We start from the raw sequence: 22636 nt of genomic DNA on the forward strand, positions 1-22636 counted from the left end.
GACACACCGGCCGCACCCACGGCAGAGGGCACACCGTCACTGCACCCCCGCCGGAGGCACCCCGCACCCCGAGCCCGTCCGGCGTTTGAGGGCGGACACACCGGCCGCAGCCACGGCAGAGGGCACACCGTCACCGCACCCCCGCCGGAGGCACCCCGCGTCAGCCGCCCACCGGAGCCGCGCCCACCACCGTGAGCGCCTGGTCGAGGGCCTGGAGGAAGCGGTTCGTCGTCGTACGGTCGCGGACCGCCAGGCGGAGCCAGTGGCGGTCGAGGCCGGGGAACGTGTCGCCGCGGCGGGCCGCGAAGCCGAGGGCGCGCAGGCGGTCGCGGACCTCGTCGGCCCGGTCGATGCGCACCAGGACGAACGGCCCCTCCGCCGCCTCCACCGCACGCACCTCGTCGAACTCCGCGAGCCCGGCCAGCAGATGCGCCCGGTCCGCCGCGACGCGCCCGGCCGCCGCGGCGGCCTCCGCAAGCGCTCGCGGCGACATGCACGCCTCCGCCGCCGCCAGCGCCGGCGTCGACACCGGCCACAGCGGCTGCGCCCGCTCCAGCTCCGCGATCGTCTCCGGCGCGGCGAGCACGTAACCGATCCGCAGCCCCGCCAGCCCCCAGGTCTTGGTGAGGCTGCGAAGCACCACGAGACCGGGGACGTCGGTCCGCGACGCCAGTGCCTCCGGCTCACCCGGCACCGCGTCCATGAACGCCTCGTCGACGACCAGGACCCGCCCCGGCCGCGCCAGCCGGGCGATCGCGGCAGCCGGATGGAGGACCGACGTCGGATTCGTCGGGTTGCCGATGACGACGAGGTCCGCCGACTCGGGCACGGCCTCCGGATCCAGCCGGAAGCCGTCCTCCTCCCTCAGCACCACCCGCGTCACCGCGTGACCCGCGTCCCGCAGCGCCGCCTCCGGCTCGGTGAACTGCGGATGCACGACCACCGGCCGGCGCACCCGCAGCGCCCGCGCGAGGAGTACGAACGCCTCCGCCGCGCCCGCCGTCAGCAGCACCCGCTCCACCGGCAGCCCGTGCCGCGCGGCGACGGCGGCGCGCGCCGCCCGCCCGTCCGGATAGGCCGCGAGCGACATCAGCGACTCGGCGATGTGCTCGCGCAGCCACACCGGGGGAGTGCCCGTACGGACGTTGACCGCGAGATCGGTCAGTCGCCCGTCCCTCACCTCCGCGTCACCGTGATGCCGCAGATCGTGGAAGTCAGCGTGCGAGTTCATGGTCGTCCTGCGCGTGTCGGGCCTGTGGTGGTACGGGAACGGCGACCGCCTCCCGATAGCGCTCCACGACCACGTCGGCCAACTCCTCGGCAGGACCGATCACTTCGGCGTACCGCACGTCGGCCTCCGGATGCGCCGCCGCCCACCCCTCGGCATGCAGCTGAGCCCGCTCCACAGGACCACCGTCGAACAGGACGTACGGCAGGACGACGATCCGGCGCGCCCCGAGCCGTACACACCGGTCGAGTCCGGCCGGCACATCGGGCGCGGCCGTCGACACGAACGCCGTCTCGACCCCCGCGTACCCACGCCCCTCCCAGAGCAGCCGCGCCGCCCGGTGCACCTCGGCGTTGGCCTCCGGATCGGCCGACCCGGGAGCCACCAGCAGTACGGTCACCTCGGCCCGGTCCCTCGGTGTACGGGCCGCCCCGCCCAGCGCCTCGTCCAGCCGTCGCTCCAGCACGGCGAGCAGTGTCGGATGCGGGCCGAGCGCGCGGCCCCTGGCCAGGGACAGCCCGGGGTGGTCCTGCCGGGCGGCGGCCAGCGCCTCGGACAGGCCCTCCTCGGCCTGCCCGCCGGGCACCAGCGCCAGCGACACGGTGGCCAGCCGCTCGGCGCCCGCCGCGACGAGTTCGGCCACGGCCTCGGTGAGCGGCCAGCGGTCGGCGCCGACGAGGCCGCCGGCGACGGGGATCTCCGGATAGCGGCTGCCCAGTTGCTCCACGAGGTCCAGGAACGCCGCGGCCGCAGCGTCGTGCCGGGCGCCGTCGGCGGCGATGAGCAGTGCGGGCGGCGGGGAAGTCACACGGTCTCCTTGCGGTCGGCGCGGTGTTGCCGGTGCTGCGGGTGCTGCGGTCGGTGCCAGTGCTGCGGGTGTTGCCGGTGCTGCGTGCGGTGCCGGTGCCGGCTGACCGGGCCGCCGACGTTCATGACCGAGATCATGTCCAACGCGGCCGGATCCAGTCCGCACGGATGCCAGTTCCGGAACCGGACCATCCGCAAGCCGCACGATCGCACAGGTCACCCCCGCAGGTCGCCCCCGCGGCTGTGACTTACGTTTCGGTACGAGGAGTTCGCCCCCGCCCCCGCCCACGAGCGCCGCGGCCTCCGCCACCGAGGGAGTTCCCACCGCCTCCCGCGTCCCTGAGGACGGGTGCGGCACCGAGACCCGGGCCAGCTCCGACGCCGGGTACGCCCACAGCGGTACACCGAGCGCCGCCGCGGCCCGGACGATGCCCGGCTCGGCGGCCTTGGCCTCCACGGTCGCCAGCGCGACGACCTCCCCGGTCCCCTCCCCGGTCCCCTCCCCGGTCCCCTCCCCGGTCCCCTCCCCGGTCCCCTCCCCGGTCCCCTCCCCGGTCTCTCGCAGGGCGTCGCGGATCAGCCCCAGCACCTCCTCGAAGGGCGCACCCCGGCGCGCGCCGACCCCGACCACGAACCCACTCATGGCGTGGCACCCGGCGCCGACGGGGTGCTATCGGCTAGCAAGAACGCATGGCGGTGTTCGTCGCGCTCGGCGCGTTCCTGATGACGCTGTTCGGCGGCTGGGCGGCGCAGCGCGTCACCGACCGGCGCCATCTCGTACTCGGGCTCGCGGGCGGGCTGATGCTCGGTGCCGCCGGGCTCGATCTGCTGCCGGAGGCGATGGCCGCGGCGGGCGCGGAGATCTTCGCCGTACCGCAGGCCATGCTGCTCTTCGTCGGCGGGTTCCTCCTCGCCCACGTGGTGGAACGACTGCTGGCGGCACGGCAGGCGTCGCACGGGGCGTACAACGGCGGACATCACACCCACGGCGGGCACGAGCGCGTACCGCAGGTCGGGATGACCGCCGCCGCGGCCATGGTGCTCCACAGCCTCATGGACGGCATCGCCATCGGCGCGGCGTTCCAAGTGGGCGGCGGAATGGGCCTCACCGTCGCGCTCGCCGTCATCACCCACGACTTCGCGGACGGCTTCAACACGTACACCATCGCCAGCCTCTACGGGAACGAACGCCGCAAGGCCCTCGCCATGCTCTTCGCCGGGGCCCTCGCCCCGGTGGTCGGTGCCGCCTCCACCCTGCTGTTCACGATGCCGCAGGAGCTGCTCGGCAGCTACCTCGGTTTCTTCGGCGGCGCGTTGCTCTACCTCGCCGCCGCCGAGATCCTGCCCGAGGCGCATCATGAGCATCCCGCCCGCTCCACCCTGCTGTGCACGATCGCGGGTGTGGCGTTCATCTGGCTGGTGACGGGCCTGGCGGAGTGACGGCCGCCCGTGCCTCATGCCCACCCCCGGCCGTGTCTCATGCCTGCCCGGACCATTGCGCGCACCGCCGCACGAGGCGGCTCGCCGCGTCGGGCACGGCCGCCCAGTGCGTGTGCACATAACTCGCGTGCACACCCTGCTGTACGAAGCCCTCCACACGCCGCTCCGGCTGCCGCAGCCCCCAGGCCGGGCTCGGGCCCGCACCCGGCTCCAGCACCGTGCGGTGGAACTCGTGCCCGCGCATCCGGGTCCCGGCCGCGGCCAGCACGCTGTCGCTCACGGCGACCGCGTCCCGGTAGCCGAGGGTGAGGCGCTGCGACATCCGCGCGTCGGCGTCCAGCACCCCGCACATGGGCTTCCCGTCCAGCGAACGCGCCAGGTACAGCAGCCCTGCGCACTCGGCGGCGACCGGCGCGCCCGCCTGTGCCAGCTCGGCGACCGCCTTGCGGAGCCGGGAGTTGGCGGACAGCTCGGGGGCGTACATCTCGGGGAAACCGCCCCCGATGACGATGCCGCGGGTGCCGTCGGGCAGTTCCTCGTCCCGGAGGGGATCGAAGGGGATGACCTCCGCGCCGGCGGCGTTCAGCAACTCCGCGTGTTCGGCGTACGAGAACGTGAACGCGGCCCCTCCGGCCACGGCGATCACGGGCCGCTGTGGGCAGTCGTTCCGCAGGCCCGGACTGGTGGGCACCACCCCGTTACCGGTGTGCGCCCGGACAGCGGCCTCAGGCTCCCACGCCGCGGCGCTCACCGGCGGCGCACTCCGCGCCAGCGCCAGCAGCCCCTCCAGATCGCACCCCGACCGCACCTGCTCCGCCTGCGCAGCCACCGCGTCCACGGCATCCGCGTGCCGCTCCGCCACCGGCACCAGCCCCAGGTGCCGGGAGGGCGTCGCGACCGAGGGGGCGCGCCGCAGCACGCCCAGCACCGGTACGCCCGACTCCTCCAGCGCCTCCCGCAGCAGCGCCTCATGGCGGTCCGTGGCGACCTTGTTGAGGATCACCCCGCCCAGCCGGACCTCCGGGTCCCAGGACGCGAAGCCGTGCACCAGCGCCGCCACCGACCGCGACTGCGACGACGCGTCCACGACCAGCACCACCGGCGCCCGCAGCAGCTTCGCGACCTGAGCCGTCGACGCCAGTTCACCGGCGCCCGCGGCGCCGTCGTACAGCCCCATCACGCCCTCGATCACGGCCAGGTCGCAGCCGCGCGCGCCGTGCGCGAAGAGCGGCGCGATCAGGTCCGTACCGCACATGTACGCGTCGAGGTTGCGGCCCGGCCGGCCCGTGGCCAGCGCGTGATAGCCCGGGTCGATGTAGTCGGGGCCCACCTTGTGCGGGGACACGGCGAGTCCGGCCGCCGCGAAGGCCGCCATCAGGCCCGTCGCGACGGTGGTCTTGCCGCTGCCGGAGGCCGGTGCGGCGATGACGAGACGTGCTACCAATTGATGCCTACCACTGGGTGCCTACCACTCGATGCCTACCACCGGGTGCCTACCATTCGATGCCCCGCTGGCCCTTCTGGCCCGCGTCCATCGGATGCTTCACCTTGGACATGTCGGTGACGAGATCGGCGAAGTCGACCAGCTCCTGCGGCGCGTTGCGGCCGGTGATGACGACATGCTGGGTGCCGGGACGGTCGCGCAGCACCTGGATCACCTCGGCCGTGTCGATCCAGCCCCAGTGCAGCAGATACGCGAACTCGTCGAGGACGTAGAACGTGTACTTCTCCGCCGCCAGATCCCGCTTGACCTGCTCCCAGCCCTCGCGTGCCTTGTCCTCGTGGGACTGCTCGCCGTCCGCCGGGGCCCGCTGGATCCAGGACCAGCCCTCGCCCATCTTGTGCCAGTCGACGGCGCCGCCCTCGCCGCTCGCGCCGAGGACCTTCAGCGCGTTCTCCTCGCCGACCTTCCACTTCGCCGACTTGACGAACTGGAACACCCCGACGGGCCAGCCCTGGTTCCAGGCGCGCAGCGCCATTCCGAAGGCGGCCGTCGACTTCCCCTTGCCGATGCCCGTGTGCACCATGACCAGCGGGCGGTTACGGCGCTGGCGGGTGGTGAGTCCGTCGTCCGGAACGACGGTCGGCTGTCCCTGCGGCACTACGCGGCCCTCCTGTTGCTTCCCGTGGTTGCTGCCTGTACGTCTCTGACCAGCCCCGCGATGCTGTCGGCGCGCAGCTCGTCGAGGGTGACGGCGGTGCCGCCGAGTTCGCGGGCGAGATTCCCGGCGAGCCCGAGCCGTACCGGCCCCGCCTCGCAGTCCACGACCACGGCCGCGGTGTTCCCGTCGGCGTGCAGCCGTGCGGCGCGTGCCGCGAGCGCGAGGGCGTCACCGCCGCGTGCGCCGGTCGCGCGGCCGTCCGTCACCACCACCAGCAGCGGCCGGCGCGACGGATCGCGCAGACGCTCCACGCGCAGCACGTCGTGCGCCTTGAGCAGGCCTGCGGCCAGCGGGGTCCGCCCGCCCGTCGGCAGCTGCTCCAGGCGTGCGGCGGCCGCGTCCACGGACGACGTCGGCGGCAGCGCCACGTCCGCGCCCGTGCCGCGGAAGGTGACCAGACCGACCTTGTCGCGCCGCTGGTAGGCGTCGAGCAGCAGCGACAGCACCGCGCCCTTCACGGAGCTCATGCGCTGCCGGGCCGCCATCGAGCCGGACGCGTCCACGACGAACAGCACGAGATTGCCCTCGCGGCCCTCGCGGGTCGCCTGGCGCAGATCGTCTCGCCGGACCACGAGACCCGGGCCCGAGCGCCCGCGCGCCCGCTGGTGCGGGGCCGCGGCCTGCACCGTCGCCGCCAAGTGCAGCTTGGTGAGCGTCCCTTGGGGGCGGCGGGCACCGGTGGTCCTGCCGTGTTCGGTACGCGCCCGGGAGCGACGCCCCGCGGCCCCTTCGCCGAGGCCGGGCACGCTCAGCATCTTCGTACGGAACGGTTCGGCGGCCCGTACGGCGGCCTGCTCGCCCGCGCCGGAGGGGGTCCGGGAGGCGGACGGCTCCGGTTGCCCCGGCTGCTCGGCGGGCGGCGCGGCATCGGGTCCGTGCCCCTGCGGCGGAATGCCGCCGCCGGGCCCGCCGTCCGGGTCGGGGTCCGGATCGGGCTCAGGATCGGGCTCCGGCTCGTCGTCCCCGCCGAACTGCTCCAGCGTCTCGTCGAGTTTGTCCTCGTCGAGGCCCGGCGCGTCGAACGGGTTGCGCCGCCGCCGATGAGGGAGCGCCAGCAGCGCGGCCTGCCGGACGTCCTCCTCGATGACGTCCGTACGCCCCGCCCACGCGGCCAGTGCCGTCGCCGTCCTGGCCATCACGATGTCGGCGCGCATACCGTCCACCTCGAACGCTGCGCACGTCGCCGCGATCTGCCGCAGCGCGGCGTCACCGAGCTCCACGGAGGGCAGCAGCGTCCGCGCCGCCACGATCCGCTCGCGCAGCGCCTCCTCCTCGTCCGCCCAGCGCGTCGCGAAGGCGGCCGGGTCCTCGTCGTACGCCAGCCTCCGCCGCACGACCTCCACCCGCTGCTCCGGCTCACGCGACGCCGCGACCTCCACGGTCAGACCGAACCGGTCGAGCAACTGCGGCCGCAGCTCGCCCTCTTCGGGGTTCATCGTCCCGACCAGCAGGAAACGCGCGGCATGGCGTACCGAGACGCCTTCGCGCTCGACGTATGACGCGCCCATCGCGGCGGCGTCCAGCAGCAGATCCACCAGGTGGTCGTGGAGCAGGTTGACCTCGTCGACGTACAGCACCCCGCGGTGCGCGTCCGCGAGGAGCCCCGGCTCGAAGGCCTTCACGCCGTCCGCGAGCGCCCGCTCGATGTCGAGCGCGCCGACGAGCCGGTCCTCCGAAGCGCCGACGGGGAGTTCGACCATCCGGGCGGGCCGCGCCGTACCGGCAGCCGCCTCGTGCGGCCCGTCCGGACACGTCGGGTCGGGCGCCCCGGGCGCGCAGGAGAACCGGCACCCGGCGACGACGTCGACATCCGGCATGAGCGCCGCGAGCGCCCGCACGGCGGTCGACTTGGCGGTGCCCTTCTCACCGCGTACGAGCACACCGCCGACCGCGGGCGAGACCGCGTTCAACAGGAGCCCGAGCCGCAGATCGTCCATTCCGACGATCGCGGTGAACGGGTAGGGGGTGCTCATCGGGTGATCACTCCTTCGCTGGAGCCACGCCGGTTGCGCGGCTCGTTCGTGCCCTGCCGAGGCCGTTGCGCTCCATCTGAAACCGATACCGCCGGGTTGGCCCGGGTGGCCGTCCTCGAACTCCCCCTACGCCCTGCGGCGTGGGGGTACCCCCGGACGCGCTCCGAAGGAGCCCCGCCACAGGCGCTCACGGCGCACCCGGCGCGATGAACGGCAGCCCGGCGGGCGCGCCGCCCTCGATCAGGCCGAGCAGCGCGTCGGTGTCGGCGTGCTCCTCGATCAGGTCGCCGAGCCGGTCCAGCTGTTCCTCGCGCAGCGCGCCGAAGCTCGTGTCGGGGGCCGGTACGAAACGGCGCCCGGCGGCCGCGGCCACCTCGCGCAGGAACGCCCGCCGGAAGCCGTCGCTCTCCAGCGAGCCGTGCCAGTGGGTGCCCCACACCGATCCGACCCGGCAGCCGTCCAAGAAGGCCTCTCCACCGAGGACTTCGGCGACACCGTGGTGGATCTCGTACCCCTCGACCGGCTCTCCGAGCGCCTCGCCCACCGGCCGTGCGAGGGTCTTCCCGGGCGCGAACCGCACCCGCACCGGCAGCAGCCCGAGCCCTGCCACGGACCCGGCCCGTGACTCGACCTCGTCATCGATCCGCTCGCCCAGCACCTGGAAGCCACCGCAGATGCCGAGCACCGGACGGCCCTGCGCCGCGCGGCGGGCGATCGCGTCCGCGAGGCCCCGTTCGCGCAGCCACTCCAGGGCGCGCACGGTGCCACGAGTGCCGGGCACGACGACCAGGTCGGCGTCGGCGAGCTCCTCGGCGCGGTCCACGAAGCGCACGACCACGCCCGGCTCGGCAGCCAGTGCGTCCACATCGGTGAAGTTGGACATCAGTGGTACGGCGCAGACCGCGACGCGCAGCACGTCCTCGCCGACCGGCGGGGCGACGACGGACTCGCGTACCGCACCCCGCAGGGAACTGTGCCTATGAGAAACGTGCAGGCCGTCCTCCTCGTCGATGCCGAGCCCGTGTGCGTAGGGCAGCACACCGTACGTCCGCCGCCCGGTGAGCCCGTGCAGCATCTCCAGACCCGGCTCCAGGAGTGTGACGTCACCGCGGAACTTGTTCACCAGATAGCCGGCGATCAGCTCCTGGTCCTCAGGGGCGAGCAGCGCCGTCGTACCGAAGAACTGCGCGAACACCCCGCCCCGGTCGATGTCCCCGACCACCACCACGGGGAAGCGCGCGGCCCGGGCGATGCCCATGTTCACGATGTCCGTGCGCCGCAGATTGATCTCGGCCGGGCTGCCGGCCCCCTCGCAGATCACGGCGTCATACGTGCCCCGAAGCTCCTCCAGGCACTCCATGACGGGCCCGAACAGCGCCTGCTGCCGCCCGCCGTGCAGCATTTTCCCGGGGGACACATCACCTGATTGCGGCTGCGCCGCGGGCCCGGACGTCCCGAAGAACCCGCGCGCACTCAGTTCGCCCACCGGCTTGCCCATCAGCACGACTTGGCTGGACCGGTCGCTGCCCGGCTTGAGCAGCACGGGGTTCATCAGTGCGGTGGGCTCCACACGCGCCGCCTGCGCCTGCATGGCCTGCGCACGGCCGATCTCCGCGCCCTCGCGTGTCACGAACGAATTGAGGGACATGTTCTGTCCCTTGAAGGGCGCGACCTTCACGCCCTGGCGCACCAGCCACCGGCAGATCCCCGCCGTGACGACGCTCTTGCCCGCGTCCGACGTCGTCCCGGCGACCAGCAGTCCACCGCCACTCATGTACGCCTCCCCCTGACAGCCCCGTGTACGAGCCGCGCGCCCGCGCACGCCGCGAGTGCCAGCACCCCCACGCGGCGCGACAGCCGCACCGCACGTTCGATGTCCGCTACTTCGACGGCCCGGCCGTCCCCGTTGAGTACGGGCCGGTGCTCGACCCGCCCCCCGTAGGACAGCGTCCCGCCGAGTCTCACTCCGAGCGCCCCCGCGAACGACGCCTCCACCGGGCCGGCGTTGGGGCTCGGATGCTTCGCGGCATCCGCGCGCCAGGCCCGTACCGCACCCCGGGGATTCCCGCCGGCGACCGTCGCCAGTGCCGCCGTCAGCCGGGCGCCCGGCCAGCCCGCGACGTCGTCGAGCCGCGCCGAGGCCCAGCCGTACCGCCGGTAGCGGGGCGACTTGTGGCCCACCATCGCGTCCAGGGTGTTCACGGCACGGAAGCCCACGAGCCCCGGCACCCCGCCGAGCGCCCCCCACACCAGGGCGCCGACGACCGCGTCGGAGGTGTTCTCGGCGACGGACTCGACGACCGCCCGGGCGATCCCCGGTCCGTCCAGCGCCTGCGGGTCACGCCCGCACAGATGGGGCAGCCGCTCCCGGGCGACCTCGATGTCCCCGGTCGCCAGCGCCCCGCCGATCGCCCGGGCCTCCCGCCCCAGCGACGTGCCGCCGACCACGGCCCAGGTGGCGGCCGCGGTCAGGGCGATCGATGCCGTACGGGAACGGCGCACGGAAGCAGCGGCCAGCGCGCCCGCGACGACGGCGCCCCCGGCGCACACGGCGGTGTGCACCGCGCCCCACCCCCGGTGGTCGCGCCACAGCGCCCGCTCGACGGCAGCGGCGGCCCGGCCGAACGCGGCGACCGGATGCCCACGGCGCGGATCGCCGAGGAGCAGGTCGCCGGCGAGTCCGGCAGCGGCACCGCATGCAAAGGTCCGCTCTGCACGCATGTTCGTCCTCACTCAGGGTCCGCGCCCTGGCTCGACGTGACCGGCGGGAGAGAGTTCCTGGCTTCGGGGAACGTCCCGTTGAAGGGGGACGCACCCGTGACAGTGGCGGGACCGCGCCGGATTCGCACCGGCTTCCTCTTCTGCCGCCGTAAATGGCTCCGGAAGTCCACCACGGGCTGAGAACACCCGTCAACTCGCCCTTGACCTGCGACGGGACAGTGTGCGGAGTCCCACACGGAGCCGCACGGAGTCCCACACGCGGGCGCGCGACCCAGGGGGTGTCTTTCGATCTTGCCGGGCTCACGTGCTCGGTGATCCGGCCTGATCCACCGGACAGGCCCTGGACGAGTAAGTCCTATCTCCCGCCTGCTCCGGGCGGACGGCGGGAGATAGCACTTACTCGTCTAGTGGTCCGTCCCCTCGGCCGCGGCGATCACGGCGTCGAGCCGTTCCCGGGTGCTGACCAGTTCGCCGATCCGGGCGCCGATCCGGTCGCGTTCGGCCTTCAGCAGCGCCAGGGACTCCGGTGTGCTGACTCCCGTGTTGATGCAGGGAAGGAGCCCCCGGATCGTCTTGCTCGACAGCCCCGCGGCATACAGCTGCTGGATCAGGATGACGCGCTCGATCGCGCTCTCCGGGTACCGGCGCTGTCCGCTGGGGCTGCGTTCCGACGCGAGCAGTTGCTGCTCCTCGTAGTACCGCAGGGCGCGCACGCTCACGGCTGTCCTGGTGGCGAGCTCGCCGATGCGCACATTGCCTCCCGGTGCCTCACCGGTGACCGGGACCCACCGGTGATCCGGACCACAGGACTTGCCTCTGACGTCAATGTCAGGTTTTAGCGTAACTCACGACCGGCCAGCACCTCCTCGAGAGCAAAGGGAATGACTGTGACCAGCCTGTTCGAGAGCTACCAGCTAGGAAACCTCCGGCTGCCCAGCCGCGTCGTGATGGCCCCGATGACCCGGGCTCGCGCCACACAGGACGGCATACCCGCCGCGTCGTCGGCGACCTACTACGCCCAGCGCGCCACCGCCGGCCTGATCGTCAGCGAAGGGGTGCAGCCGAGCCTGCAGGGGCAGTCGAACCCCAACACCCCCGGGTTGCACAGTGATGAGCAGGTCGCGGCGTGGCGGCCGGTGACCGACGCGGTGCACGCCAACGGCGGGAGGATCTTCGCCCAGCTCATGCACTCCGGCCGGGTCGCGCATCCCGAGACCGTCGGCCACCACCCCGTCGCACCCTCCGCGATCGCGCTGAAGGGCGAACTGTTCACCGGCCCCAAGGGATTTCTGCCCGCCCCTGTCCCCCGTGCCCTGTCGACCGACGAGGTCAAGCGCGAGGTACAGGTGTTCGCCGACGCGGCGCGCCGGGCGATCGACGCCGGTTTCGACGGCGTCGAGCTGCACGGGGCGAACGGCTATCTGATCCAGCAGTTCCTGTCCTCCAACGCCAACCGCCGCACCGACGCCTACGGCGGCTCCATCACCGGCCGCATCCGTTTCGCCGTCGAGGCGGCGGAGGCGACCGCCGACGCCATCGGCGCCGACCGTGTCGGCATCCGTCTCTCCCCCGGGGGCCAGGTCTGGGACATGGCCGAGGACGACGTGCCACAGCTGTACGGGGCCCTGTTGGACGCGCTCGCCCCGATCGGTCTCGCCTACGTCCATGCCCTGGTCACAGCCGAGGACGACGTGCTCATCGGGCTGCGCAAGGCGTGGCCCGGCGCGTTCATCGTCAACCCGGGCGGGCAGATCGGCCCGAAGCCGACCGACAAGGCGCTCGGCGAGCACTGGCTCGCCCTCGGAGCGGACCTGATCAGCTACGGCCGCGCCTACCTCGCCAACCCGGACCTGGTGGAGCGACTCCGTCTCGGACTCCCGCTGCGCGAGAGCAACCAGGAGACGTGGTACCAGGGCGGCGACACCGGGTACCTCGACTACTCCAGTCATCAACACTGACCTGCGTCGCGGCAGTGGTCGTGGGGTCGTCTGCTTTCCGCGCTGAAACGGCCTTCGTCCGGTCCTCCGCCCAGGTGAGGGAGCACAGGACCGGACGAAGCCGGCTGCCAGGTCAGGCGACGATCAGAAAGATCCCGTACGCGACCGCCGCCGCGCACAGCGCGAAGCAGGCGTAGGCACCCGAGCGGGCCAGGACCGCGGAGCCTCCCTGCGCGGAGGCGGTTTCCTGCCTGGAGAGACCCACGATGCCCAGGGTGAACAAGCCCACCAGGGCGACGGTGACGACGAGGCTCACGCCGAAGACGGAGCCGAGAGCTACCCAGTCGATCTTCATGCTTTCGTTTCCTTCTTACGCCGCGGCGGGGGGGGCGGGGGCGGGCTCACCGGCAGGGGCGGCGGGGGCGGGGATGGTGACCTTCAGGCCGTCCAGTGCCGTGGCATCTGCCGGCTCGGCGTCGGCGGCCTCGTCGTCGGTGACGTTCGTGTGGTCGACCGGCTTGCGGCGCGAGAGCGACCAGATCACAGCGGAGCTCGCGACCAGCAGCACACCGACGGCGACGATGCCCCAGGTGCCCTGACTGGTCAGGAACTCGGCCGCGGCACCGACCAGACCGGCGGCCGGCAGGGTCAGACCCCAGGCGACGAACATCCGGGTGGCGGTGGACCAGCGGACCACGCCGCCCTTGCGGCCGAGGCCCGCACCCATCACGGCCCCGGAGCAGGACTGGGTGGTGGAGAGCGAGAAGCCGAGGTTCGAGGAGGCCAGGATGACCGTCGCGGCGCTGGTCTGGGCGGCGAAGCCCTGCTGCGGCCGGAGGTCGGTCAGGCCCTTGCCCATGGTGCGGATGATGCGCCAGCCGCCCAGGTACGTACCGAGCGCGATCGCCATGCCGGCGGAGACGATGACCCACATCGGGGGGTTCGAGCCGGGAGCGAGGACGCCGCCTGTGACCAGGGCCAGCGTGATGACACCCATGGTCTTCTGCGCGTCATTGGTGCCGTGGGCGAGGGAGACGAGGCCCGCGGAGGCGATCTGGCCGGCGCGGTAGCCCTTCGAGGTGGCCTTGTCGTCGGCCCTGCTGCCGATCTTGTACGTCAGCTTCGTCGCGAGCAGCGCGGCGAGACCGGCGACGATCGGCGCGGCGACGGCCGGGATCAGGACCTTGGTGACGATGGTGCCGCCGTTCACCGCCGAGAAGCCGGCGGACATCACGGCGGCGCCGATGAGACCGCCGAACAGCGCGTGGGAGGAGCTGGACGGCAGGCCGAGCAGCCACGTGAAGAGGTTCCACAGGATCGCGCCCACGAGCGCCGCGAAGATCACCTCCGTGCGGATGCCGCTCTCGTTGATGATCCCGCCGGAGATCGTCTTCGCGACCTCGACGGACAGGAAGGCGCCTACGAGATTGAGCACGGCGGACATGGCCACCGCCGTCTTTGGTCTGAGTGCACCGGTCGAGATGGTCGTCGCCATCGCGTTGGCTGTGTCGTGGAAACCGTTCGTGAAATCGAACACGAGAGCGGTAATGATCACGATCCCGAGGAGAAGCGTGATGTTTTCCATTTACCCAGGCTTCTATTGGACGTCAGTGGCGCGCTGAACGTAGGCAACCTGGATGAACGGAAGGTGAACTGAGTCGGGCTTTGTAGTGTCCCGAGGTAAGTTTCCGCCACTCCGCTGGTGAAGTGGAGCGACGGAAGCGAAGCGGGGCGGGCAGCGGGAAACCCGGCAGAACCGGCCCCAGTACGGCCGCGGGGGACATTTCGCCACCGCGAGGCCGCCCCCTCGGCTGCGCCGCGGATCCGTTGAAGAGATTCTGGTCACCCGGCAGGCCTCCGCCGCCGTTGCCGTACCGGCGGATCGTCCGGTACGACCAGCCCGCCCGCAGCGGGCCGCCTCGCCCGAGGACCGGTCCGGCAGGGCGGCCTGACAGGATCGCCCCATGACACAGCACGGGCAGGAAGCGATTTCGCAGGCGTGGGCGGAGCTCGTGGCCACCGCCCGCAGAACCGCCGCCGACGGACTCGTCGTCGGGACCTCGGGCAACGTCTCCGTACGGGTCGCGACCGACGCGGGCGACATCGTCCTGGTCACGCCGAGCGGAGTGCCGTACGACCGGCTCGCCGCCGAGGACGCCGTGGGGGTCGGGCTCGACGGGCGGCAGATCCTCGGGGACCTCACTCCCACCAGTGAGCTGCCGCTGCATCTCGCGATCTACCGCGGCACGGACGCTGCCGCCGTCGTGCACACCCACGCCGTGCACGCCACCGCCGTCTCCACCCTGGTCAGCGAGGTGCCGCTGATCCACTACATGGCCGCGGCCCTCGGCGGCCCCGTCCGCGTCGCTCCGTACGCCCTGTACGGAACGGACGAGTTGGCCGAGAACGTGCTCCGGGCGATCGAGGACCGCACGGGATGTCTCCTCCAGAACCACGGAACCATCACGTACGGAACTTCACTCGACCAGGCCTACGACCGGACCGCCCAGCTGGAGTGGATGTGCCGGCTCTGGCTCGCCGCCGGCTCGCTGCCCGGCCGGGAACCCTCCCTGCTCTCCCGCTCCCAGCTCCAGGACGTGGCGGAGAAGCTCCGCGACTACGGCCAGTCGCGCTGACATCGGCCCCTGCGGCGTCACCCGTGCCGTACCCGTCCACTGGCAGCCCGGCGAATACGTACCGACACTGGAACGGTGCGCCCGGCAACAGCGACGGCAGCGGCCGTCACCACCCTGATCGGTCTCGGCGCGGCTGCCTTCGCGGCCGGCCGGTACGCCAGCGACGCCGCGCTCAAGGCGTCCCCGGGTCGGCCCCTGCCCGGTGAGCCCCGGCTCACGGTGCACGCCACCGGACCCGGCCGCATCACGCTCACTCGCAGCCTCGTCTCCCTGCGGCCCGGTACCTACGGACTCACCGGCCCCGATCTGCACGCGGTCGTGGGCCCCGTCCTCGACAATGTGCCGCACGCCGCGGACAGCGTCGTCCGCCGGCTGGAGCGCGTCGAGCACGGCAGCCTCGACACCGGCACCAAGGTGCGGTTCACCCCGCAGGTCCACACCGGCAACCCGGCGGACGCCCTGGGGATCGACCACGAGGACGTGGAGATCCCCGGCGAACTGGGCTCCCTGCCCGCCTGGCTCGTCCGGGCCCCCCGCTCCACCTGGATCATCGCGGTGCACGGCCTCGGCGCCACCAGGGAACACGCCATGAACCTCCTGCCGTTCCTCACCGAACGGCGCCTCCCCGTGCTGGCCCTGGCCTACCGCGGCGACCCCGGCGCGCCGGGCTCCCCGGACGGCCTCGGCCACCTCGGCGACTCCGAATGGCGCGACCTCGACGCGGCCATCCGCTTCGCCGTCCGCGACGGCGCCGAGCGCGTGATCCTGCACGGCTGGTCCACCGGCGCCTCGATGGCCCTCCACGCGGCCGCCAACTCCGCGCTCCGGGACCGGATCGCCGGGCTCGTCCTGGACTCCCCGGTGCTCGACTGGGAGGCGACGCTGCGCGCCCTCGCCGCCGCCCGGCGCCTCCCGGGCCCCCTGCTGCCGCTCGCCGTGCGCGCCGCCGAGGGCCGCACCGGACTGCACGCCGACCGGCTGAAGGCGGCCGCGGACCCGGACGCGCTGCGCGTGCCCACCATCGTCTTCCACGGCCCCGACGACACCCTCGCCCCGTGGGGGCCCTCCCGCGAGCTCGCGGCCCGCCGCCCCGACCTGGTCACCCTCCAGACCGTTCCCCACGCCCCGCACGCCGCCATGTGGAACGCGGGCCCGGCGCGCTACGAGGAGGCCCTCCGCCGCTTCCTCACCCCCTTGATCTAGCAATGAGCACGCTTGACCCAGCGGTGATGCACGGCTGATCCAGCGGTGATGCACGGCTGATCCAGTTGCCCGCAGCAAGCCCTTCCCAGGGGATCCCGCATTCCGATTGGGCTTTCGGGCCGACAGCGGGAAGACTGCTCCCCGTGACGTCCCGTAACCTGCGCGACTCCAGGCTCCGTCTTGTCCGCCCGCGGCCCACCGCCACGGCGCGCCGCGCCGTGACGAACCGGCGCACCCGACCTGCTCCGCGCCCGCCCGAGGGCACCCCGCCCCCCGCGGAACTGGCCCGTCAGGCGCGCGAAGTCCTCGCCGACGCGGTACGTGTCGCCCGCTGGGCGGCCGCGCACAACGCGACGGGCGGACCCGCCGAGCGGGAACGGGCCGCGGCGGACCTGGAACTGACGCCGGACCGGACACACGCGGGCTGGGACCGCGCCCGGCTCGCCGGACTCGTCGAACTGCACGGCGGGACCGCGCGCCCCGGCTGGCGGCTGAACGCATGGGATCGTGACGACACGGCCGTACTGCGCGGCTGGGTCGCCCTCTTCGACGCCTGGTCCCTCGTCCATCCCGCCCCCGCCGCCGTCGCCCCCGCCGCCGTCGCGGAGGTCGTCGAGGCCTTCCCCCAGGTGCTCTCCCTCCTCCAGCTCTCCGCGGGACCGGTGCTCGTGCCGGCGCTGCTCGATCTGCTCCAGCAGCGCGTCGCGGAGCTCCGCGAGGAGCGCTGCGAAGTGCCCTACGGTCCGCAGTCCGGCCCGGCCGCGGCCACGCCGGACGATCCGCCCGCCGACGTCCCCCTCTCCGCCCTGCTCGACTGGGCCCTGGAGGGCCTGGCCGCCGTGGGCGCGCTGACCCTGGGCGAGGGCTGCGCCACCCTCACCCCGCTCGGCAACTGGGCGGTCTGGGTCAAGCTCGAACAGATCTGCGTCGCCGCCCAGAGCCCCGCGGGCCATATCGAGCAGTCCGCCGAGGACATGCTCCGCGGCTGCGCCCGGCTCACCCCAGGACCCGCCCGCGCCGAGTACCGCGCGTGGCTCGCGGCCCGCACCGTCTCCAGCGCCGTCACCGAACTGCTCGCCGCCGCCCGCGGTGAGGACGCCCTGCTGCGCGGTCTCGCCTTTGAGGCGCTCCGCGTCGTCGGCGCTCCCGCGGAGGCCGGAGTGCGCGCCGCCGCCGAAGAGCCCTCTCTGCGGCCGTACGCCCTGCTCTGGCTCGCCGAGTACGAGGGAGCGGACCCGGAGGACGCCGCCGAGGTGCTCACCCGCGAAGAGACGACCTGGCTCTGGGTGGACACCGCGGCGGCTGTGGCCGACCACGGCGAGAGCGCCCTGCTGGTCCGCCATCTCGACTCGGCGGTCCAGGGCACCGTCCCCGCACTGCTCGACGAGGTCAGAGCCGTCGGCCACCCCCGCACCGTGCAGGTCCTCGTGGCTCTCGCGGCCGCCCATCCCGACCCTGCGCTGGCCAAGGCCGTCCGCCGCGCGGCCTTCCAGGTGCACACCGGAGGAGCCTGACCCCGGGCCCGCCCAGCGGGCGGACGCGCGAGAACGAGAACGAAGACCGGAACGAGAACGGAGAGCGGAACGAGGACGAGGAAGGGCGGGCGGTCTACGACTCCGCCGCCCCCGGCCTGTACGTCCCGAAGCTCCACACGTTCCCCTCCAGATCACGGCTCATGTAGTCCCGGGAGCCGTAGTCCTGGTCGGTGGGCGGCATCAGGATCTCCACGCCGTGCTCCACAGCCCTGTTGTGATGCGCGTCGACATCGTCGACATGGACGAACACACCGGCCGGTCCTGCCCCCTCCATCAGCTTGTCGAACTCGCTGCCCGTGCCCTTGCTGCCCAGCATCACCATCCCGTTCCCGTACGACAGCTCGGCGTGGACGACCTTGCCGTCCTCGCCCTCGTACACCGCGTTCTCGGCGAAGCCGAAGGCCTCGGTGAGCTGCTTGATCGCGGCCGTGGCGTCCGCGTACAGCAGCGTCGGACAGATGCCCGGTGCCTCCGCCATCTCGACCACTCCTTCTCCTCGCTCGACGACAGGAATGTGATCTGAGTCTCAGTCTGGCAGGGCCCACTGACAGTCAGCGGAAGGTGTCGCACCGGGCCATGTCGCCCGTGCGGTAGCCGTTGTAGAACCACTGCTGGCGCTGCGCCGCCGAACCGTGCGTCCATGACTCGGGAGTGACCCGGCCCTGGAGCTTCTCCTGGATCCGGTCGTCGCCGACCGACGCGGCCGCGTTCAGGCCGTCCTGGATGTCGGCGTCCGTCAGCCGCGTCAGCAGCAGCCGCCCCGTCTTCTCGTCCGGAGAGGTCGTCGCGTGGCGCGCCCACACCCCGGCGTAGCAGTCCGCCTGCAGTTCCACGCGCACCGCGTTGCTGCCCGCACCCTGCTGCCTGTCCTGTGCTCGGGCCAGCGTGCCCCTCATGTCCTGGATGTGGTGGCCGTACTCGTGAGCGACGACGTACGCCTGCGCGAACGGGCCGCCGGTCGCCCCGAACTTGTCGCGCAGATCGTTGAAGAAGTCGAGGTCCAGATAGACCTTTTGGTCCGCAGGGCAGTAGAACGGCCCGACCGCCGCGGTGGCCGTGCCGCACGCGGTGGGCACCCGGCCCGTGAACATCACGGTCGTCGCGTTCACGTAGTTCTCGCCGAGCCGCGCGAACTCCTCGCGCCAGAAGTCCTGCACGTTGTTGACCACCGCGACGATCCGGCAGTCCTCCCGGGTGTTCGCGTCCCTGCCCTTCTTGCAGGTCCGGTCGACCTGCCCGGCGGACGACGCGTACGGCTCCGGAGCCGTGCCGTCCGTCAGCCCCAGCTCTTCGGGGCCCACCCCGAAGAGCAGGCCCAGGATCACCGCGATGACGCCGACGATGCCGCCCCCGATGGTGGCCCTCCCACCCGGGACACGGTTGCGACGCACATCCTGGACCTCTGAAGTGTCCAGGTCGGCGTCGTCGTCGAACTGCATGTCCCGAGTATCGATCAGTGCGGTACGTCCCACCCCTTTTGTCGCCCTGTTCGCCCCGGCCCCGGGGGAGCCCGCCCACGGCCGCGACCGTGGGCAGCACCACAGAAAACCAGTTGCACAGTCCCGGTAGACTGGCCGTATGGCAATTCTCCTCATGGATTAGACGGCGTCGAAGCTTCCGCACGCCCCGTCGTCCTTCCGCCGTCCATCCGTTCTGGAGTCTTTCCGTGATCACCGCTTCCGGCGTCGAGCTGCGTGCCGGCGCCCGCGTCCTCATCGAGTCCGCCACCTTCCGTATCGCCAAGGGCGACCGCATCGGCCTGGTCGGCCGTAACGGAGCGGGCAAGACCACCCTCACCAAGTGCCTCGCCGGTGAGGGCATCCCCGCCGCCGGCCAGATCGCCCGCTCCGGCGAAGTCGGCTATCTCCCGCAGGACCCGCGCACGGGCGACCTCGACGTCCTCGCCCGCGACCGCATCCTCTCCGCCCGCGGCCTCGACGTCCTGATCCGCAAGATGCGCGAGAACGAGCAGCGCATCGCCAGCGGCAAGGGCGCCACGCGCGACAAGGCGATGAAACAGTACGAGCGCCAGGAGACCGAGTTCCTGACGAAGGGCGGTTATGCGGCCGAGGCCGAGGCTGCCACCATCGCCGCCGCGCTCAACCTGCCCGACCGCGTGCTCGGTCAGCCTCTGCACACGCTCTCCGGCGGTCAGCGCCGCCGTGTCGAGCTCGCCCGGATCCTCTTCTCGGACGCCGACACGCTTCTGCTCGACGAGCCGACCAACCACCTCGACGCCGACTCGATCGTCTGGCTGCGCGACTACCTGAAGACGTACCGGGGCGGCTTCATCGTCATCTCCCACGACGTGGACCTCGTCGAGACCGTCGTCAACAAGGTGTTCTACCTCGACGCGAACCGTTCGACGATCGACGTCTACAACATGGGCTGGAAGCTCTACCAGCAGCAGCGCGAGGCCGATGAGAAGCGCCGCAAGCGCGAGCGCCAGAACGCGGAGAAGAAGGCCGCCGCGCTCAACGCCCAGGCCGACAAGATGCGCGCCAAGGCCACCAAGACCGTCGCCGCGCAGAACATGGCGCGGCGCGCCGAGCGGCTGCTCTCCGGCCTCGAGGAGGCCCGGGTCGCCGACAAGGTCGCCAAGCTGCGCTTCCCCGAGCCGGCGCCCTGCGGCAGGACGCCCTTGATGGCCGAGGGTCTGTCCAAGTCGTACGGCTCCCTCGAAATCTTCACCGACGTGGACCTCGCCATCGACAAGGGCTCCCGCGTCGTCATCCTCGGCCTCAACGGTGCGGGCAAGACCACGCTGCTGCGTCTGCTCGGCGGTGTGGAGAACCCCGACACCGGCCAGGTCGTCGAGGGCCACGGCCTCAAGCTCGGCTACTACGCCCAGGAGCACGAGACCCTCGACCCGGACCGTACGGTCCTGGAGAACATGCGCTCCTCCGCGCCGGACCTCGACCTGGTCGAGATCCGCAAGACGCTGGGCTCCTTCCTGTTCTCCGGCGACGACGTCGACAAGCCGGCCGGGGTGCTCTCCGGCGGTGAGAAGACCCGGCTGGCCCTGGCCACGCTGGTGGTCTCCTCGGCGAACGTGCTGCTGCTCGACGAGCCGACGAACAACCTGGACCCGGCCAGCCGAGAGGAGATCCTCGGTGCGCTGCGCACGTACAAGGGCGCTGTCGTCCTGGTCACCCACGACGAGGGCGCGGTCGAGGCGCTGCAGCCGGAGCGGATCATTCTGCTGCCGGACGGCGTGGAGGACCTGTGGGGCGCGGACTACGCGGATCTCGTCGCTCTCGCCTGACCTCGTCGCTCCTGCCCCGGCCCTGTCGTTCCTGCCCGGCCCCGTCGCGCTCGCCCGACCGGGCCGTCTGCGAGTGATCCATCCGGATTGATCCACTCCGTATGGATCATTCGGCTCACTGGTGATCCTTCATCTGAGTGAGTGCGTCTCGTACCCCGGCGTGGCGGTCCGCTGAAACGGTCCGCCACGTCCGGCAGGCATGCGGAACCGTCCGGTCCGGACGACTGTGGCCCTGACCTGGAATTTCGTCTTCTGGGGCGCCGAAACGTCACGGCACCCTTACCCGGAATCTCTGATTCCGGAGGTGTCGGCTGCCTTGTGGCCGCAAAAGCTGGTTGCACAGACCTTGTCGAATGGGTGGCCATGAAGCCCTTGAGGGGTGATCATGAGAGTCCAGAGCGCACTTCCCATGAGGAGGCACGGGTGGCCGAGACTCTGAAGAAGGGCAGCCGGGTGACCGGCGCCGCGCGCGACAAGCTCGCGGCAGACCTGAAGAAGAAGTACGACTCCGGTGCGAGCATCCGGGCGTTGGCCGAAGAGACCGGCCGCTCCTATGGATTCGTCCACCGGATGCTCAGCGAGTCCGGAGTCACGCTGCGTGGACGCGGCGGAGCGACACGAGGCAAGAAGGCCGCCACGGCCTGACGCCTGACGATCCTGAGCGGCGTCCGAGGCCGGCCGGTTTCCGGTGTCGGCCACCCGGCCGATCGTGCGGTCGGCCGGGTGGTTACTGTGCAGTCGCTTAATCTGTGCTGCACTGACCGCACCGGAACCGGAGGCCCTCATGACTTCGCTCGACTCTGTGCTCGACAAGGACGGCGTACGGCTCACCGTCGATGACGCGGTGGCCACGGTGACCCTCACCAATCCGGCCAAGCGCAATGCCCAATCTCCCGCTCTCTGGCGGGCGTTGGCGGAAGCCGGGCGGTCGCTGCCGGGCAGTGTGCGGGTCGTCGTGCTGCGTGGCGAGGGCAAGTCCTTCTCCGCAGGGCTCGACCGGCAGGCGTTCACGCCCGAGGGCTTTGACGGCGAGCCGTCGTTTATCGATCTCGCGCGCGGCTCCGACGAGGAGCTCGACGCCGTCATCGCCGAGTACCAGGACGCGTTCACCTGGTGGCGCCGCAACGACATCGTGTCGATCGCGGCGGTTGAGGGGCATGCGATCGGTGCCGGTTTCCAGCTTGCCCTCGCCTGCGATCTGCGGGTCGTGGCGCAGGACGTGCAGTTCGCCATGCGCGAGACCAGCCTGGGCCTGGTCCCCGATCTCACGGGGACCCACCCGCTCGTCTCGCTCGTCGGCTACGCCCGTGCGCTGGAGATCTGTGCCACGGGCCGGTTCGTCCACGCCGACGAGGCGCAGCGCATCGGCCTCGCCAACCTCGCCGTGCCCGGCGAGGAACTCGACGCGTCCGTGCGGGACTTGGCCGCCGCGCTGCTTGCGGCGCCGCGTGACGCCGTGATCGAGACTAAGGCCCTGCTGCGGGGTGCACAGTCCCGTACGTACGAGGACCAGCGGACGGCCGAGCGGGCAGCCCAGGCCCGGCGCCTTCGCGATCTCGCAGGTCTCGCGGACTAGGGCCTGTCTGCCGCCGGGCCCCCTTTGGGCTGACGACGCTACTTCGAAGACACTCCCCAGCCGACGACGTCCGTGATCAGCACTGCCACCGGGACGGGTGCCGGAAGCACCGGGGCAACCGCCTCCCGAACGGCCAGGGCCACCGCCAACGGG

Annotated in this window: 21 protein-coding genes, 1 pseudogene and 1 riboswitch; of the genes and pseudogenes, 8 read left to right on the forward strand and 14 right to left on the reverse strand. The window is 72.1% G+C overall.

The annotated features are described in order from the left end of the window. Positions 1–160: 160 nt before the first annotated feature. The 4 genes and pseudogenes from cobC to ACWGI8_RS15965 all read right to left on the reverse strand — a co-directional run. Positions 161–1231, reverse strand: a complete 1071-nt coding sequence (gene cobC, locus ACWGI8_RS15950) for an Rv2231c family pyridoxal phosphate-dependent protein CobC (RefSeq protein WP_453661334.1) — start codon at positions 1229–1231, stop codon at positions 161–163. Further along, entirely contained in the window at positions 1215–2036 is an 822-nt protein-coding gene (locus tag ACWGI8_RS15955) for a sirohydrochlorin chelatase (RefSeq protein ID WP_453661360.1), read from the reverse strand. Before ACWGI8_RS15955 ends, cobC begins: the two co-directional genes overlap by 17 nt. Then, positions 2033–2161: a hypothetical protein gene (locus ACWGI8_RS15960; RefSeq protein WP_453661362.1), complete on the reverse strand. Its 129-nt coding sequence runs from the start codon at positions 2159–2161 to the stop codon at positions 2033–2035. The genes ACWGI8_RS15955 and ACWGI8_RS15960 overlap by 4 nt, the downstream gene beginning before the upstream one ends. A 91-nt stretch (positions 2162–2252) precedes the next feature. Continuing rightward, positions 2253–2678, reverse strand: a pseudogene (locus ACWGI8_RS15965) (cobalamin biosynthesis protein); the annotation flags it as partial. 47 nt (positions 2679–2725) lie between these two features. Between ACWGI8_RS15965 and ACWGI8_RS15970 the strand changes: the two are divergent. Beyond that, positions 2726–3475 (forward strand): ZIP family metal transporter, encoded by a 750-nt coding sequence (locus ACWGI8_RS15970; RefSeq protein WP_453661335.1) that lies wholly within the window; start codon positions 2726–2728, stop codon positions 3473–3475. A 37-nt stretch (positions 3476–3512) separates the two neighbouring features. Here ACWGI8_RS15970 and ACWGI8_RS15975 read toward each other — a convergent pair whose 3' ends face one another. The 6 genes from ACWGI8_RS15975 to ACWGI8_RS16000 form a co-directional block, all read right to left on the reverse strand. Then, positions 3513–4919, reverse strand: a complete 1407-nt coding sequence (locus ACWGI8_RS15975; RefSeq protein WP_453661337.1) for a cobyrinate a,c-diamide synthase — start codon at positions 4917–4919, stop codon at positions 3513–3515. A 49-nt stretch (positions 4920–4968) separates the two neighbouring features. Then, the gene (cobO, locus tag ACWGI8_RS15980) at positions 4969–5577 is read right to left on the reverse strand and encodes a cob(I)yrinic acid a,c-diamide adenosyltransferase (protein WP_453661338.1); all 609 of its coding nucleotides are present in this window, start codon (positions 5575–5577) and stop codon (positions 4969–4971) included. Further along, complete coding sequence (locus tag ACWGI8_RS15985; RefSeq protein ID WP_453661340.1) at positions 5577–7610, reverse strand: putative cobaltochelatase; 2034 nt, start codon at positions 7608–7610, stop codon at positions 5577–5579. The genes cobO and ACWGI8_RS15985 overlap by 1 nt, the downstream gene beginning before the upstream one ends. 187 nt (positions 7611–7797) lie before the next feature. Then, positions 7798–9384, reverse strand: coding sequence for a cobyric acid synthase (locus tag ACWGI8_RS15990; protein ID WP_453661341.1), 1587 nt, complete (start codon positions 9382–9384; stop codon positions 7798–7800). Continuing rightward, positions 9381–10331: a cobalamin biosynthesis protein gene (locus tag ACWGI8_RS15995; RefSeq protein ID WP_453661343.1), complete on the reverse strand. Its 951-nt coding sequence runs from the start codon at positions 10329–10331 to the stop codon at positions 9381–9383. The genes ACWGI8_RS15990 and ACWGI8_RS15995 overlap by 4 nt, the downstream gene beginning before the upstream one ends. 31 nt (positions 10332–10362) lie before the next feature. After that, a riboswitch (cobalamin riboswitch) is annotated at positions 10363–10517 on the reverse strand. Between the two features lie 218 nt (positions 10518–10735). Next, positions 10736–11083 carry a MerR family transcriptional regulator gene (locus tag ACWGI8_RS16000; protein ID WP_453661345.1) on the reverse strand — a complete coding sequence of 116 codons (348 nt, stop codon included), beginning with the start codon at positions 11081–11083 and terminating at the stop codon, positions 10736–10738. 135 nt (positions 11084–11218) lie between these two features. On the opposite strand from ACWGI8_RS16000, the gene ACWGI8_RS16005 reads away from it, so the two are divergent. Beyond that, the gene (locus ACWGI8_RS16005) at positions 11219–12289 is read left to right on the forward strand and encodes an alkene reductase (RefSeq protein WP_453661361.1); all 1071 of its coding nucleotides are present in this window, start codon (positions 11219–11221) and stop codon (positions 12287–12289) included. A gap of 112 nt (positions 12290–12401) precedes the next feature. On the opposite strand, the gene ACWGI8_RS16010 is transcribed toward ACWGI8_RS16005, so the two are convergent. Together ACWGI8_RS16010 and ACWGI8_RS16015 are read right to left on the reverse strand one after the other, a co-directional pair. Beyond that, positions 12402–12623, reverse strand: a complete 222-nt coding sequence (locus ACWGI8_RS16010; protein ID WP_453661346.1) for a hypothetical protein — start codon at positions 12621–12623, stop codon at positions 12402–12404. Between the two features lie 15 nt (positions 12624–12638). After that, on the reverse strand, positions 12639–13853 hold the full coding sequence (locus tag ACWGI8_RS16015; RefSeq protein WP_453661348.1) for an anion permease: 1215 nt from the start codon (positions 13851–13853) through the stop codon (positions 12639–12641). 379 nt (positions 13854–14232) lie between these two features. Here ACWGI8_RS16015 and ACWGI8_RS16020 point away from each other — a divergent pair, with 379 nt between their 5' ends. The 3 genes from ACWGI8_RS16020 (at position 14233) to ACWGI8_RS16030 (ending at position 17621) form a co-directional block, all read left to right on the forward strand. Next, entirely contained in the window at positions 14233–14904 is a 672-nt protein-coding gene (locus ACWGI8_RS16020; protein WP_453661349.1) for a class II aldolase/adducin family protein, read from the forward strand. 75 nt (positions 14905–14979) lie between these two features. After that, positions 14980–16107, forward strand: coding sequence for an alpha/beta hydrolase (locus ACWGI8_RS16025; protein WP_453661351.1), 1128 nt, complete (start codon positions 14980–14982; stop codon positions 16105–16107). 143 nt (positions 16108–16250) lie between these two features. Next, a complete protein-coding gene (locus ACWGI8_RS16030) occupies positions 16251–17621 on the forward strand; it encodes a hypothetical protein (RefSeq protein WP_453661352.1) in 1371 nt (456 codons plus the stop codon). Between the two features lie 94 nt (positions 17622–17715). On the opposite strand, the gene ACWGI8_RS16035 is transcribed toward ACWGI8_RS16030, so the two are convergent. Next, entirely contained in the window at positions 17716–18120 is a 405-nt protein-coding gene (locus ACWGI8_RS16035) for a VOC family protein (protein WP_453661354.1), read from the reverse strand. A 73-nt stretch (positions 18121–18193) separates the two neighbouring features. Continuing rightward, on the reverse strand, positions 18194–19081 hold the full coding sequence (gene ypfJ, locus ACWGI8_RS16040; protein WP_453661356.1) for a KPN_02809 family neutral zinc metallopeptidase: 888 nt from the start codon (positions 19079–19081) through the stop codon (positions 18194–18196). Positions 19082–19308: 227 nt separating this feature from the next. On the opposite strand from ypfJ, the gene ACWGI8_RS16045 reads away from it, so the two are divergent. The 3 genes from ACWGI8_RS16045 (at position 19309) to ACWGI8_RS16055 (ending at position 22483) form a co-directional block, all read left to right on the forward strand. Next, complete coding sequence (locus ACWGI8_RS16045) at positions 19309–20907, forward strand: ABC-F family ATP-binding cassette domain-containing protein (protein ID WP_453661358.1); 1599 nt, start codon at positions 19309–19311, stop codon at positions 20905–20907. A 423-nt stretch (positions 20908–21330) separates the two neighbouring features. Then, positions 21331–21552 (forward strand): helix-turn-helix domain-containing protein, encoded by a 222-nt coding sequence (locus ACWGI8_RS16050; protein ID WP_018518904.1) that lies wholly within the window; start codon positions 21331–21333, stop codon positions 21550–21552. 139 nt (positions 21553–21691) lie between these two features. After that, positions 21692–22483 carry an enoyl-CoA hydratase/isomerase family protein gene (locus ACWGI8_RS16055; RefSeq protein ID WP_453661359.1) on the forward strand — a complete coding sequence of 264 codons (792 nt, stop codon included), beginning with the start codon at positions 21692–21694 and terminating at the stop codon, positions 22481–22483. Positions 22484–22636 lie beyond the last annotated feature (153 nt).

The organism is Streptomyces sp. NPDC054841 (assembly GCF_053611045.1).

Bases quoted from the DNA above. Each gene is read 5' to 3' on its own strand.
- cobC (WP_453661334.1), bottom strand. From the start codon at position 1,231: ATGAACTCGCACGCTGACTTCCACGATCTGCGGCATCACGGTGACGCG.
- ACWGI8_RS15960 (WP_453661362.1), bottom strand. From the start codon at position 2,161: ATGAACGTCGGCGGCCCGGTCAGCCGGCACCGGCACCGCACGCAGCAC.
- ACWGI8_RS15970 (WP_453661335.1), top strand. From the start codon at position 2,726: ATGGCGGTGTTCGTCGCGCTCGGCGCGTTCCTGATGACGCTGTTCGGC.
- ACWGI8_RS15985 (WP_453661340.1), bottom strand. From the start codon at position 7,610: ATGAGCACCCCCTACCCGTTCACCGCGATCGTCGGAATGGACGATCTG.
- ACWGI8_RS15990 (WP_453661341.1), bottom strand. From the start codon at position 9,384: ATGAGTGGCGGTGGACTGCTGGTCGCCGGGACGACGTCGGACGCGGGC.
- ACWGI8_RS15995 (WP_453661343.1), bottom strand. From the start codon at position 10,331: ATGCGTGCAGAGCGGACCTTTGCATGCGGTGCCGCTGCCGGACTCGCC.
- ACWGI8_RS16010 (WP_453661346.1), bottom strand. From the start codon at position 12,623: ATGAAGATCGACTGGGTAGCTCTCGGCTCCGTCTTCGGCGTGAGCCTC.
- ACWGI8_RS16015 (WP_453661348.1), bottom strand. From the start codon at position 13,853: ATGGAAAACATCACGCTTCTCCTCGGGATCGTGATCATTACCGCTCTC.
- ACWGI8_RS16020 (WP_453661349.1), top strand. From the start codon at position 14,233: ATGACACAGCACGGGCAGGAAGCGATTTCGCAGGCGTGGGCGGAGCTC.
- ACWGI8_RS16035 (WP_453661354.1), bottom strand. From the start codon at position 18,120: ATGGCGGAGGCACCGGGCATCTGTCCGACGCTGCTGTACGCGGACGCC.
- ypfJ (WP_453661356.1), bottom strand. From the start codon at position 19,081: ATGCAGTTCGACGACGACGCCGACCTGGACACTTCAGAGGTCCAGGAT.
- ACWGI8_RS16055 (WP_453661359.1), top strand. From the start codon at position 21,692: ATGACTTCGCTCGACTCTGTGCTCGACAAGGACGGCGTACGGCTCACC.